We start from the raw sequence: 13,844 nt of genomic DNA, 5'->3' as shown, positions 1-13,844 counted from the left end.
TATGTCGATACTAAAAGCGGAAAACTTAGCCAAAAGCTATAAAAATCGTCGAGTGGTTTCTGACGTGAGTCTTCAAGTTGAGTCCGGACAGATCGTTGGCCTGCTTGGCCCCAATGGTGCCGGAAAAACCACATCGTTTTACATGATCGTCGGCTTAGTCGCACGGGATGAAGGCAAAATCAGCATTGATGGCAAAGACATTAGTATTTTGCCAATGCACAGCCGCTCTCGAATGGGTATCGGCTACTTGCCACAAGAAGCCTCCATTTTTCGCAAGCTATCAGTAGAAGATAATATTATGGCGGTTCTTCAGACTCGTGAAGAGATCACCCATGAAGAGCGCCAGGACAAACTGGAAGACTTACTGGAAGAGTTCCACATACAGCATATTCGTAAGAGCGCAGGTATGGCTCTGTCTGGTGGTGAAAGACGTCGAGTAGAAATTGCTCGAGCCTTGGCTGCTAACCCTCAGTTCATTTTGCTTGATGAGCCCTTTGCTGGTGTTGACCCTATCTCCGTCATCGATATAAAGAAGATCATTGAACACCTCCGAGATCGTGGATTAGGCGTGCTGATCACCGATCACAATGTTCGCGAAACCCTTGATGTTTGTGAAAAAGCTTACATCGTGAGCCAAGGGCACCTCATCGCAGAAGGAACTCCGGCGGACGTTCTCAATAATGAACAAGTAAAACAAGTTTATCTCGGTGAACAATTCCGTCTATGATTAAATAGAGAGCGAAGTGGATTATAAAAATAACAAGGTAAACGATACTGAATGAAACCCTCATTACAGCTCAAGCTAGGTCAACAGTTAGCCATGACACCACAATTACAGCAAGCGATTCGCTTGTTGCAATTGTCTACTCTCGATCTTCAACAGGAAATTCAGGAAGCGCTTGATTCTAACCCTTTACTCGACGTGGAAGAATCTAACGATGAGCCGAGCGTTAATGAGGAAAAAAACACCCAGGCAGAACAAGCGCCCACAGTCGAAGTCACAGAACCGGATCAAAAAGACAGCTCTGAGCTTATTGAAAAGTCAGAGATCAGTAATGAACTTGAAATCGACACCACATGGGAAGATGTTTACTCAGCAAATACGGGCAGTACTGGTATTGCATTTGATGATGATGCCCCGGTCTATCAGGGTGAAACCACTCAATCACTTCAAGACTACCTGCTATGGCAGCTCGATTTAACACCATTCAGCGATACCGATAGAACCATCGCTTTGGCGATCATAGATGCGATTGATGATTACGGTTACCTCACGGTTTCAACCCAAGATATTTTAGAAAGCTTTGATAACGAAGATATCGAGCTAGATGAAATTGAAGCGGTTCGAAAACGCATTCAGCAATTTGACCCATTGGGTGCAGGCTCCGTCAACCTACAAGACTGCTTATTGCTGCAATTGGCGACCTTCCCAAAAGAAACCCCCTGGTTAGAAGAGGCTAAACTGGTCCTCAATGACCATATCGATCAGTTGGGCAATCGTGATTATAAGCTGATCATCAAAGCCACCAAGCTGAAAGAAGACGACTTACGTAGCGCATTATCTCTTATTCAACAGCTTGACCCACGGCCAGGCAGTCGAATTACGCCAGACCACGCTGAATATGTCATTCCAGATGTCTCTGTTTTTAAGGATCACGGTAAGTGGGTTGTCACCATTAACCCAGATAGCGTGCCAAAGCTTAAAGTCAACCAGCAATACGCCAGCCTTGGAAAAGGTAATAGCCCCGATAGCCAATACATCAGAAGCAATCTTCAAGAAGCAAAATGGTTAATCAAAAGCTTAGAAAGTCGAAACGAGACGCTGCTCAAAGTTGCTAAATGCATAGTTGAACATCAGCGCGATTTCTTCGAGTATGGGGAAGAGGCGATGAAACCTATGGTACTCAACGATGTAGCATTGTCGGTTGAAATGCATGAGTCCACCATCTCCCGAGTCACAACACAGAAATTTATGCATACCCCGAGGGGTATCTTCGAGTTGAAATATTTCTTCTCTAGCCATGTCAGTACAGACAATGGAGGAGAATGCTCCTCAACTGCAATACGTGCGCTTATCAAAAAGCTGGTTGCTGCAGAAAATACAGCCAAGCCACTTAGCGATAGTAAAATTGCAGCCCTACTGGCCGAACAAGGGATTCAGGTAGCTAGAAGGACGATAGCGAAGTATCGTGAATCTTTGGGGATTGCCCCGTCGAGTCAGCGCAAACGCCTGTTATAAGGCAACAAATCGAAAAGGAAAGTCTATGCAAATCAATATTAATGCCCATCACGTTGATCTTACCGATTCAATGCAAGACTATGTAAACACCAAATTTCAAAAGCTTGAGCGATTTTTCGACCACATAAATAACGTTCATGTGGTTTTGAAGGTTGAAAAAGTAAGCCAGATCGCTGAAGCTACCCTCCATATCAATCAGGGAGATATTCACGCCACTGCAAATGATGAAAATATGTATGCAGCGATAGATGCACTCGTGGATAAACTCGTAAGACAACTGAACAAACACAAAGAAAAGCTAAGTAGTCATTAATCATGCAATTAAGCGAAGTATTGTCACTGGACTGCACGAAAAGTGCCGTCCAGTGCACCAGTAAAAAAAGAGCCCTTGAAATGATCAGCGAGATCGTTGCAAACCAAACAGGGCAAGACTCTACAGAGTTATTTGAATGTATGCTAAGCCGAGAAAAGGTTGGCAGCACCGGCATTGGCAATGGTATCGCCATTCCTCACGCACGAATGAACTCTAGCGATCATGCCGTTGCAGTACTGCTGCAATGTGAGCAACCAATCGAGTTCGACGCGATCGATAACCGACCAGTAGACTTACTCTTCGCATTACTTGTTCCTGAAGATCAGTGTAAAGAGCACCTAAAAACATTGTCATCAATGGCTGCTCGCCTTAATGATAAACAAGTTTTAAAGCAGCTTCGTAATGCGCAAAATGACGAAGAATTGTATAACATCATGATCAATCACTGAGTTCTACTATGCGTCTAATTGTTGTAAGTGGCCATTCTGGGGCCGGAAAAAGTGTCGCTTTACGCGTGCTGGAAGATCTTGGTTACTACTGTGTGGATAACCTTCCGGTCAACTTGTTAGATGCATTCATGGAATCGGTGAATGACAGCACACAGAACGTTGCCGTCAGTATCGATATTCGGAACCTGCCCAAAGAACCGAATTTAGTGGATGACCTTCTTGCAAAACTCAAAGAAAACGACAGCATCAGCGTTCTCTTTTTAGATGCTAACCAAGAAACGCTCCTCAAACGCTATAGTGAAACTCGCCGCATTCATCCACTGTCATTAAGTGATTCAAAGCCCTCTCTCGCCCAAGCCATTTCTTTAGAGAAAAAAGTCCTATCACCACTCAAAGAACACGCAGATTTAGTCATCGACAGCAGCAATCAATCGCTGCATGAACTCAGCGAGACGGTCAGGGTAAAAGTAGAAGGCACTGAGAGCAAAGACCTCATCATGGTCTTTCAATCCTTTGGCTTTAAATATGGCCTGCCGAATGATGCCGACTATGTTTTTGACGTGAGGTTTCTCCCTAACCCACATTGGGAGCCAGAACTTCGCCCAATGACAGGACTTGATAAGCCTATCATTGAATTTTTAGAAGGTCATGATGAGGTCGGTCAGTTACAAGAACAGATTCAAACCTTCATCTCTAACTGGCTACCTAAGCTTGAAAAGAATAACCGTAGCTATTTAACGATTGCTATCGGTTGCACTGGCGGCAAACATCGCTCTGTTTATCTGACTCAGCAATTAGGCGAGTATTTTTCAAAGCAAGGCAAACAAGTTCAAATTCGACACGCCTCTTTAGAAGAGCATCATTCGTAGCCAAGCCAGAATGCCCTCAACAACATAACTATTTGGAAGGTAGTAGCATGCAGCAACAAAGCCGTACCGTTTTAATTCAAAACCGTCTTGGGCTACATGCGCGAGCGGCGGTTAAGCTCGTTGAACTGGCTCAGTCTTTTGATGCCATTCTTACCATTGTTAATCATGAGGGTACAGAAGCCACGGCCGACAGTGTCATGGGGCTACTGATGTTAGAGTCCGCCCAAGGCCAATACGTGACGATTAATGCTGAAGGTGACGATGCCATCAACGCTTTAGAAGCGGTTTGTCATCTTATTGAAGACCGATTTGAAGAAGATGAGTGATTTTTATCGCTACTTCTCGGTGTTTTTGGTCTGTCGATTATTATCCAATATTCAGTCACATAAGTAGTTGCTTAGGTATAGAATTAAGTTACTATTCAAAATATTGTAAGCATATAGAGTTAGGGGGAATCAATGGCAGAGCAAACTGAATTTGACCAGGCTCACCAAACCCTCCAAGAAGTGACCGATGCACTGGAAAACGGTCGTTTTGTTCATGTCCGACGCCAATTGCAGGACATGGAACCTGAGGATATCGCTCACCTGTTGGAAGCCTCGCCACGCAAAGGCCGAAATGTTCTTTGGCAATTAACCGATCCCGAAGACTATGGTGAAATCCTCGATGAACTAAGCGAAGACGTTAAAGATGAACTCGTCTCTAAAATGGCGCCAGAAACCATTGCTGAAGCCACCGAAGGGATGGACACAGATGATGTAGCGTATGTCTTACGTAGCCTTCCTGATGATGTCTCACGCGAAGTCCTTTCTCAAATGGACATCGCTGATCGCCAACGTGTAGAAACCGCTCTGTCTTACCCCGAAGATACCGCGGGTGGGATCATGAATACTGACGTCATCACTATCCGTGCGGATGTGGATATTGATGTTGTTCTTCGCTATTTGCGCATGAAAGGTGAGTTACCCGAGGCGACCGATGCTCTCTATGTCATTGATGAACAAAGCCGACTTATCGGCCATCTTTCACTAACCGCCCTACTAACAACCCAACCTGATACACCGATTACTGATGTGATGGATGACGCTGATGAAGCGATTTCCGTCGACACCAGTGATACCGATGTCGCCAGTTTATTTGAACGACGAAATTGGGTTTCAGCGCCCGTCGTAGATAAAGATCAACACCTAGTTGGCCGAATTACCATCGATGATGTGGTTGATGTCATTCGTGAAGATGCCGAGCACTCCATGATGAGTATGGCCGGTCTTGACGATGACGAGGATACCTTTGCACCCGTGGTGAAATCGGCGCGAAAACGAAGCGTATGGCTTGGTGTCAATGTACTCGCGGCGCTCACCGCAGCGTCTGTTTCTAATATGTTTGAAGCCACCCTTGAGCAGATGGCAGCCATTGCGGTACTGATGACCATCGTTCCTTCGATGGGCGGTGTTGCCGGTAACCAAACGGTCGCTCTGGTCATTCGCGGCTTAGCGCTTGGACATATCGGCGACTCTAACAAGCGAGAGTTGTTACTAAAAGAAGCGGCAATTGGCTTCTTAAATGGCATTCTTTGGGCTCTGATTATTGGTGCGATCGTTGTCGCATGGAAAGGAGACTGGGTGCTTGGTGGGATCCTGTCTGCCGCCATGATGGTCAACTTACTGGTTGCAGGCGTAGCCGGTGTGAGTATCCCTATCCTACTTAAAAAAATGGATATTGACCCAGCATTGGCGGGGGGAATGATGCTGACCACTATCACAGACGTGATTGGATTGTTTGTCTTCCTTGGACTGGCAACGCTCGTTATCTAGCTGAGTGGTTCAAATCAGCGTCGATCGTATCAAAAGTACCTATTAGCTCGATCCAGACCGGCTAAATAAAACTCAACAAAAAGACTTAATAAAAAAGGCTTAACAAATAATGTTAAGCCTTTTTCAATGTTATCGATTCAAGCTCTGGCGACTCAATCAAACTCTGGTTATTTTTATTTCATCAGATGACATCAAACTTTCATCTACCAACAGCTTACTCACCAGCAATCTTCATATTATCTAACAAGATAGAGCCCGTTTGAATTTGAGAGCGCGTTTCTACATCACTGCCAACCGCAACGATTCGAGAGAACATGTCTTTTAACTCACCCGCGATGGTGATTTCAGAAACTGGATACTGAACCTCTCCATTTTCGACCCAAAAACCCGCAGCGCCACGAGAGTAATCACCAGTGACGATATTGACCCCTTGCCCCATCACTTCAGTAACCAGCAGCCCCGTGCCAAGCTCTTTTAGCATTTGATCAAAGTTCTGACCGGTTGATTTCACATACCAGTTGTGAATACCACCAGCGTGACCGGTGACTTGTCGATTCATCTTACGAGCAGCGTAACTGGTGATCAGGTAAGTCGCGAGAACACCATCCGTGATGATTTCACGATCTTGTGTGAATACGCCTTCACTATCAAAAGGACTGGACGCTAAACCGCGTAAAACATGCGGGCGCTCAGAGATATTGAACCACTCAGGTAGAATTTGCTCTCCGAGTTTATCCAATAAGAAAGAAGATTTGCGATATAAATTGCCGCCACTTATCGCCATCACCAAGTGACCAATAAGCCCCGTAGCAACATCCGAAGCAAACATAACTGGGTAGCTGCCCGTCGGCAGTTTTCTGGCATCCAAGCGACTGATTGTCTTCTCAGCGGCCTGCTGACCGACAGTTTCTGGCGTCCACAGGTCATCACGGTGACGGGCAACGGTATAGCTATAATCGCGTTCCATTTCACCGTTTTTCCCTTCACCAATCACACTACAACTGATGCTGTGACGGCTAGAGGCATAACTCGCAAGCAAACCGTGGCTATTACCATAGACTTTCACGCCATAATGGCTATCGTAACTTGCCCCATCACTTTGCTTTATTTTATCGCTGTAAGAGAGGGCTTTCTGTTCTGTCGCAATCGCCACTTGTGCCGCATAGTCGGGATCAGGCGTATCCGGATGGAACAGGTCGAGATCAGGGATATCCTTGACCATAAACTCTTCTGGTGCAGGGCCAGCATACGGGTCGGTTGAAGTATACTGAGCAATATCTAACGCGGCTGCGACGGTTTGAGCTATCGCTTTATCACTCAGATCAGAGGTGGACGCACTGCCCTTTTGCTGATTTCGATATACGGTAATCCCTAACGCACCATCACTATTAAATTCAACATTCTCTACTTCACACATTCGTGTCGAAACACTAAGACCTGTGGATTTAGTAATGGCTACTTCTGCTGCGTCTGAGCTGACTGAAGCCATCTCTAAGGCTTTCGCGACCGCGGCTTCTAAATCAACACGTTGTTGAGCGACTTGCTGTTTTACATCCATATCTAATTCTAATCTGAGTCATTTGTGAATTATATTGCTTAGGATAACAAGAATTTCGCAATCTCCCCACGATTGTTGTTAAAATAGGCCTAATATTAGTTTAAGACAGTGATATAGGCAGAAAAGATGGCACGTAAAAATCAGAAAGCGCCTTGGGAACCAGAAGAAGAGATCATTTGGGTCAGTAAAACCGAAATGAAACACGACATGGACATACTACAAAAGCTAGGTGAAGAGCTTGTCGCTCTGACACCAACCATGTTGAAGAAGATCCCAATGAGCGAAGACCTTGCTGATGCGATTAAAGATGCACAGCGATTCAAAAATGAAGCAAAGCGTCGCCAGCTACAATACATTGGCAAAATTATGCGTAATATCGATACGGAACCTCTGCAAGCAGGGTTAGATAAAATCCGTAATAAACACTCACAAGCGACTGCAGAGCTACATAAAATTGAAAAACTGCGAGACCGAGTGATTGAAGAAGGTGATAGCGCCATTGCTGATGTAATGGATTTATATCCAGAAGCAGATCGCCAGCGTTTACGCCAACTCGCTCGTCAAGCGAATAAAGAGAAAAAAGCAGGCAAGCCAGCAAAGGCTTTCCGTGAAGTATTTCAGGTGCTAAAAGAGCAGCATGAAAAGTCGCAAGACTAGCGCACCTATTTAGGCTGTGGTTTTGATCACTGGCTTTTGATAGCCTGTTTTCAATAGCTTGTTTCAATAGCGTAGTTTAGACAAAAAAGGTTGATGACTTTCATCAACCTTTTTTGTTGCCCAATTTTCATTACCCAACAGAGTCTTTACTGACCGAAAAATCACGGTCAATACGATGTACTATTGTGCGGCTTTCACAAATTCAGCCAGTTGCTCGTTTGAATGAAACGCGGTTAATTGATCGATTCGGCCGGTACTTTCTACCTGAAAGTTTGCAATAAAGGCAAAGTGGCTGGCCATCGCTTTAGCATCATTAACGTGATGGGTCACCATCAATACGGTAATGTTTCTCTCCGTGGCTAAACGCTTAACGAGCGTCAACATCTCTTCTCGCAACACAGGGTCTAGCGCCGAAAATGGTTCATCTAAAAGCCAAATAGGATGAGCTTGCACAAAGCACCTTGCCAAAGCGACACGTTGCCGCTGACCGCCAGACAAATGCTCAGGGAGCCTATCCAATAAGCTATCGACACCCACTTGCTCTGCGGCATGAATAACTTTCAGCTTTTGTTCATCGGTTAACGTTAGCCCAGGGTGGAGCCCCAACCCTATATTCTCTCGTACGCTCAAGTGAGCAAAGAGATTATGCTCTTGAAATAACATTGAAAAAGGGCGTTGGTAAGGGTCTTTGCCGATGACAGACTGACCGGACACTTCAATAGCGCCCGATACGGGATCGATAAAGCCAGCCACCAAACTCAACAAGGTTGATTTCCCTGCCCCACTCGGCCCCATTAAAGCCGTGATTGAGCCTTCTTCAACCTCTAAATCAAAGCGAAAGGATTCTTGTTGGTAGCGGTAATCAATCTTTTTTAAACTTAGCATTTATCGATACTCTTACTTGGCTTTAAACAGTGTTTCTATCACAGCAAAGCAGCTGATACTTAATAATAATAATGTCACCGATACCACCGCAGCCGCATCCATTTGATAACTTCCTAGTAGCTGAAACAGATACAGGGGCAGTGTTCTAAACTCTTGGCTACCAAAAAGAGCGATGGCACTTAAATCCCCCATCGAAAACATAAAGCTGATGGCAAAAGCGTGAGCAAACGGTTTGCGGAGGGCTCGAAACTCAATAACTCTAAAGCGCTGCCACCCCTTCATCCCCAAACTCGCGCAAACATACTGATACTGTTGAGCAATATGCAACATAGGTTGAGCCAGTGTTTTTATCACGTACGGCAGCGCCATCAATGCATTCACCGCAATAACAACTGCCCCTGCCACACTGAATACATCGGTGATATTACGCAATAAAAGAAACAAGCCAGTACTCACCACTAAACCGGGTGTCACCAAAATAATGGTTCCCATAAGTTCGATTTGATCCGCTTGTCGCGATTTACTTTGTAAACGAAGGGCTCGGCTGGTCACAAGTATGGCAATACCCACGGTGACAGCAATAATACTGGCTAAACTCGCTACTTTCAGTGAAGACCATAGGGCAGACCAAAAACGAACATCGGTTAACACGTGTGGAAGCTGGCTGTTTATCCCACTAATAAAGACCATGAATAATGGGGGTAATACAAGCAATAGAGCACCGATGATCCAAACGCTATCCCACCCTCTCGATACCCAGGAGTCATTAACCAAATAAAGGCGCTTTTGCATTGCGCCAGTGCTGACCGACAACGGAGCTGATAGACGCTGAATACTGAGTGCGATAAGACCACAGAGCAGCATTTGCCAAATCGCCAATAAAGCACCGGCCTGCAAATCGAAATCAAACTTGATGGCTTGATAAATCGCCAATTCAATGGTTGTAGACTTTGGCCCGCCACCCAATGCCATTACGGTCGCAAAACTGGTGAAACAGAGCATAAACACTAAGCCAAACACATGGGGTAATTGTTGCTTCAGCCTCGGCCATTCTACCCATTTAAATTTTGTCCAGTGGCTCATTCCTAGGTGGGCGCAAAGTTTATGTTGCTCGGCGGGCACGGTTTCCAATGCTTGCAGAAGTAATCGGCTCGCATAGGGAAGATTGAAAAAAACATGCGCGAGCAAGATCCCATTTAACCCATAAATTGAAAATGGCATCGAAGTGTCGAATTTATGTAGCCAAACAGATATCAACCCACTATTGCCATAGATGGCGAGCAAACCAAACACACCCACTAATACGGGCAGAACTAATGTTGTTGCAAACAATTTAAGTAAGAGCTCTTTGCCTTTGAAATGGCGACGCGATAAAGCATGAGCCACTGGAATAGCAAAACCAACACTCAATACACTTGAAAGCAATGCCTGATAGAAGCTGAACTTGGTGACATGTCGATAATACGGATCACTCCATATTTGACGCATGTCCAGTGAAGGCGCTTCAAACAACAGCGCTGCTAACGCAGAAACAACAAAGGTCGCGATAGCAATCGCGACCCAAAACCCTATTTTAGGAATAGCGTTCAAAATAGATTCTCAACCAACATCATCGACATTGGTTACATGGTTAATGCATTCTGCCATTCTCTGATCCATGTTTTACGCTCTGTCGCAACGTCATCAGAACTGAAGCTTAATGCTTTTTCAGGGACGGTTAACGTTTCATAGCCTGTCGGAAGTTCAATCCCCGTTACAGGGTACATCCAGTTACCCGTTGGCATCGCTGACTGAAACTCATCACTCAAAATAAAAGCCATGAATTCATCCGCCAATTTTTGATTGGTTGAACCGTTCACTTTTGCCGCTACTTCTACCTGTGTGTAATGCCCTTCAGAAAAATTAGCCGCTGCGTATTTGTCATCATTTTCAGCGATGAGGTGATAAGCAGGCGATGTCGTGTAAGAAAGCACTAAATCAGACTCTCCTTTTAAGAACATGGAATAGGCTTCAGACCAACCCTTAGTAACCGTCACGGTTTTCTTCGCCAATTGTTGCCATGCCTCAGTGCTTTGATCACCATACACCGACTTCATCCAAAGCAGTAAACCTTGGCCTGGTGTTGAGGTGCGAGGATCTTGATAGATAACGGTCAGATCATCCCGTTGTTCAACCAATTCTTTTAAGCTTTTTGGTGGGTTAGTCAGCGCTTCTTTGTTATACACAAAAGCAAAGTAGCCGTAATCGTAAGGGACAAAGGTATCGTCATTCCAACCGTTTGGAAGCGTTACAGAAGAAGTATCAACACCATGAGTGGTCAACAGCCCTGTTTTTTTCGCCTCTGCCATCAGATTGTTATCTAGACCTAAAACGATATCCGCTTTGCTATTTTTTCCTTCTAAGCGAAGGCGATTCAAAATAGACACACCGTCATCAAGTGCCACTAATTTCAAGTCACACCCACATTGAGCTTCAAAGGCTTTTTCAACAACGGGACCTGGGCCCCAATCTGCGGCAAATGAATCGTAGGTGTATACGGTCAAAGTGTCGGCGGCATGAAGCGATAGAGGGGCCACTGATAAAGACGTTATGGCCGCTAAGGTAAATAGATTTAGAGGGGTTTTCACTGCTCTCTCTCCTTGGTTGAGCAGCGTAGATAATCGGGTGGAGATATGTAGGCACAGAGAGCGATGATATAGAGCACTGCTACTGTAGAGAGCTATTGTATATAACGCTATGATGCCGCAATAAAATCCACACTCAATTCCTACGCCAGCATTATCTGGTTCAGGTTCGGTATCACTGTTGCTTAAAGCATTAGCAATAGTACGGGTCCCAAGCTTGGCTTGATCTCAGCTGATACCTAGTGGGTATCTGGCTCCCCGATGAGTGGTTTCGATTGTATGTGGTATTGAGAAACATATCTATAAAGATTAACGTTAATTCAACAATTAACCCGGTGAATCATTTCACGCCGTTACTTCGTGTATCCCCAACGAGGAACAAGGCCTTGATCGATGCCTAAATGATCTAAAATTCTAGCGACCATAAAATCCACAAGATCGTCAATCGACTGTGGTTGATGATAAAAACCCGGTGCAGCTGGCATAATAGTGACGCCCATTTGAGAAAGCTTGTGCATGTTTTCTAAATGAAGCGTAGAAAATGGCGTCTCGCGAACAACAAGTAACAACTGGCCACGCTCTTTCATTACCACATCTGCAGCGCGTTCAATGAGATTATCAGACATACCATGCGCTATCGCGGCGACACTTCCTGCCGAGCAAGGACAAACCACCATCTGCTTTGGTGCTGCCGACCCCGATGCCACGGGAGAAAACCAATCTTCTTTGCCACTGACAAGCAGCTTGTCTCCATCACACCCTAAATGCTCGACCAATGCTTTTTTGCAAGCGTCTGGCCCACTGGGTAATTTCAAATCATGCTCCGTGGCTAAGACCACCCTAGCCGCAGATGAGATTAATAAATGCACGGTATAATCGGCGGCCAGCAAACATTCTAATAAACGAATTCCGTAAGGAGCCCCCGATGCTCCAGTAAAGGCTAAGGTAATGGCTTTATTCGTTGCTGTTTTCATTTATCGATCACTTACTATTTAGGGTTATTGAGAGAAGAACCGGGCGCTTCTAACGCCGCAAGCAACTTGCCATGTATGCCTTCAAATCCGCCATTACTCATGACGAGTATTTGATCACTAGGCTGAGCTTCTAAAGCAATTTTAGCAACAAGTTCATTGATATCATCGCTGACATACGCCGGTTGCTCACATCGGCTTGCCACATCTTGAAGCGACCAATCGATATTATCCGGTTGATAGAGGTAGACGGAATCCGCTTTCGAGAGTGATAAGGCCAGGGTGTCTTTATGAACCCCTCGCTTCATCGTTGCTGATCGGGGTTCTAACACCGCGATGATTTTTTTATCACCTACTTTATTACGTAAGCCATCCAAGGTGAGATCAATCGCGGTTGGATGATGGGCAAAATCATCGTAGACCGTCACTTGATTCACCACACCTTTTAACTCTAATCGGCGCTTAGTATTAATAAACTTCCCTAAAGCGTCACAAGCTAAATCCGCAGTGACGCCAACGTGTCTCGCTGCGCTAATCGCCATCAGTGCGTTTTCGACATTATGATCACCCACCAGATCCCAGCCCACACGACCAACGCACTGATTTTTGAAATACACATCAAAGACCGAGCCATCTTTGACGATTTTTTCCGCGCGCCAATCCCCCTGAGAGCCCATTGACTCCGTTTCACTCCAACAGCCACGCTTTAGAACATCATCAATGTCTGTGCTTTGCTGCGGATGGAAAATACGCCCATTACTGGGAACCGTTCTGATCAAATGATGAAATTGGCGCTTGATCGCTTCAAGATCATCGAAGATATCAGCATGATCGAACTCTAAATTATTCATCACCAGCGTCCGAGGGTGGTAATGCACGAACTTAGAACGCTTATCAAAAAAAGCACTGTCGTATTCATCAGCTTCAACAATGAAAAACATGCTGTCACCTAGCCTTGCTGATACCCCAAAGTTTCCAAGAACCCCACCAACCAAAAAGCCAGGTTGATAGCCGCAGGATTCAAGAATCCAAGCGAGCATGCTGGAAGTCGTTGTTTTCCCATGAGTACCCGAAACAGCCAAGACCCAGCGATCATGCAGCAGAAATTCTTGAAGCCATTGTGGACCAGACGTATAACGAATATTGCTGTTTAATACATGCTCGACACAAGGGTTCCCACGGCTCATCGCATTACCGATAACGACTAAGTCAGGTTGAGGGCTAAGCTGAGAAGGATCGAAACCTTCAATTATTTCAATACCTTGAGATTCAAGCAAGGTACTCATTGGTGGATACACGTTGGCATCTGAGCCTGTGACCTTATGCCCGAGTTGACGAGCCAATACTGCTGCGCCTCCCATGAATGTGCCACAAATTCCCAAGATATGAATATGCATACAACTTTGCCTTACGAAGTGATTTTCGATTGAGACTCTCATTATCGCCATTTCAACATCAAAAGAAA

At 45.2% G+C, this 13,844-nt stretch carries 14 protein-coding genes; 8 read left to right on the top strand and 6 right to left on the bottom strand.

Going from position 1 to position 13,844, the window contains the following annotated elements:
* Position 1: 1 nt before the first annotated feature.
* From lptB to mgtE, 7 genes are all read left to right on the top strand, one after another.
* A complete protein-coding gene (lptB, locus tag QF117_RS07435) occupies positions 2-727 on the top strand; it encodes an LPS export ABC transporter ATP-binding protein (RefSeq protein ID WP_017036137.1) in 726 nt (241 codons plus the stop codon).
* A gap of 51 nt (positions 728-778) precedes the next feature.
* The gene (locus QF117_RS07430) at positions 779-2,239 is read left to right on the top strand and encodes an RNA polymerase factor sigma-54 (RefSeq protein WP_282388410.1); all 1,461 of its coding nucleotides are present in this window, start codon (positions 779-781) and stop codon (positions 2,237-2,239) included.
* A gap of 25 nt (positions 2,240-2,264) precedes the next feature.
* Positions 2,265-2,552 (top strand): ribosome hibernation promoting factor, encoded by a 288-nt coding sequence (gene hpf, locus QF117_RS07425; protein WP_017036139.1) that lies wholly within the window; start codon positions 2,265-2,267, stop codon positions 2,550-2,552.
* A 2-nt stretch (positions 2,553-2,554) separates the two neighbouring features.
* A complete protein-coding gene (ptsN, locus tag QF117_RS07420; RefSeq protein WP_026026530.1) occupies positions 2,555-3,001 on the top strand; it encodes a PTS IIA-like nitrogen regulatory protein PtsN in 447 nt (148 codons plus the stop codon).
* An 8-nt stretch (positions 3,002-3,009) separates the two neighbouring features.
* Positions 3,010-3,870, top strand: a complete 861-nt coding sequence (rapZ, locus tag QF117_RS07415; protein WP_282388409.1) for an RNase adapter RapZ — start codon at positions 3,010-3,012, stop codon at positions 3,868-3,870.
* 47 nt (positions 3,871-3,917) lie between these two features.
* On the top strand, positions 3,918-4,196 hold the full coding sequence (locus tag QF117_RS07410) for an HPr family phosphocarrier protein (RefSeq protein WP_282388408.1): 279 nt from the start codon (positions 3,918-3,920) through the stop codon (positions 4,194-4,196).
* A 132-nt stretch (positions 4,197-4,328) separates the two neighbouring features.
* Complete coding sequence (gene mgtE, locus QF117_RS07405) at positions 4,329-5,684, top strand: magnesium transporter (protein ID WP_017036143.1); 1,356 nt, start codon at positions 4,329-4,331, stop codon at positions 5,682-5,684.
* Positions 5,685-5,898: 214 nt separating this feature from the next.
* Here mgtE and pmbA read toward each other — a convergent pair whose 3' ends face one another.
* Complete coding sequence (gene pmbA / locus QF117_RS07400; RefSeq protein WP_282388407.1) at positions 5,899-7,242, bottom strand: metalloprotease PmbA; 1,344 nt, start codon at positions 7,240-7,242, stop codon at positions 5,899-5,901.
* 126 nt (positions 7,243-7,368) lie between these two features.
* On the opposite strand from pmbA, the gene yjgA reads away from it, so the two are divergent.
* On the top strand, positions 7,369-7,899 hold the full coding sequence (gene yjgA, locus QF117_RS07395) for a ribosome biogenesis factor YjgA (RefSeq protein ID WP_282388406.1): 531 nt from the start codon (positions 7,369-7,371) through the stop codon (positions 7,897-7,899).
* Between the two features lie 180 nt (positions 7,900-8,079).
* On the opposite strand, the gene thiQ is transcribed toward yjgA, so the two are convergent.
* The 5 genes from thiQ to mpl all read right to left on the bottom strand — a co-directional run bounded on the left by thiQ (position 8,080) and on the right by mpl (position 13,776).
* Complete coding sequence (gene thiQ, locus QF117_RS07390) at positions 8,080-8,784, bottom strand: thiamine ABC transporter ATP-binding protein (protein WP_282388405.1); 705 nt, start codon at positions 8,782-8,784, stop codon at positions 8,080-8,082.
* Positions 8,785-8,796: 12 nt separating this feature from the next.
* Positions 8,797-10,374, bottom strand: coding sequence for a thiamine/thiamine pyrophosphate ABC transporter permease ThiP (gene thiP / locus QF117_RS07385; RefSeq protein ID WP_282388404.1), 1,578 nt, complete (start codon positions 10,372-10,374; stop codon positions 8,797-8,799).
* Between the two features lie 32 nt (positions 10,375-10,406).
* Complete coding sequence (gene thiB, locus QF117_RS07380) at positions 10,407-11,411, bottom strand: thiamine ABC transporter substrate binding subunit (protein ID WP_282388403.1); 1,005 nt, start codon at positions 11,409-11,411, stop codon at positions 10,407-10,409.
* A gap of 350 nt (positions 11,412-11,761) precedes the next feature.
* A complete protein-coding gene (locus QF117_RS07375; RefSeq protein ID WP_282388402.1) occupies positions 11,762-12,382 on the bottom strand; it encodes a flavin prenyltransferase UbiX in 621 nt (206 codons plus the stop codon).
* Positions 12,383-12,396: 14 nt separating this feature from the next.
* The gene (gene mpl, locus QF117_RS07370; protein WP_282388401.1) at positions 12,397-13,776 is read right to left on the bottom strand and encodes a UDP-N-acetylmuramate:L-alanyl-gamma-D-glutamyl-meso-diaminopimelate ligase; all 1,380 of its coding nucleotides are present in this window, start codon (positions 13,774-13,776) and stop codon (positions 12,397-12,399) included.
* Positions 13,777-13,844: the final 68 nt, after the last annotated feature.

This window comes from Vibrio sp. YMD68 (assembly GCF_029958905.1).
In the GTDB taxonomy this organism is placed as follows: domain Bacteria; phylum Pseudomonadota; class Gammaproteobacteria; order Enterobacterales; family Vibrionaceae; genus Vibrio.
The sequence above is the reverse complement of the archived record's forward strand: the minus strand, read 5'-3'. Positions and strand labels throughout refer to the sequence as shown.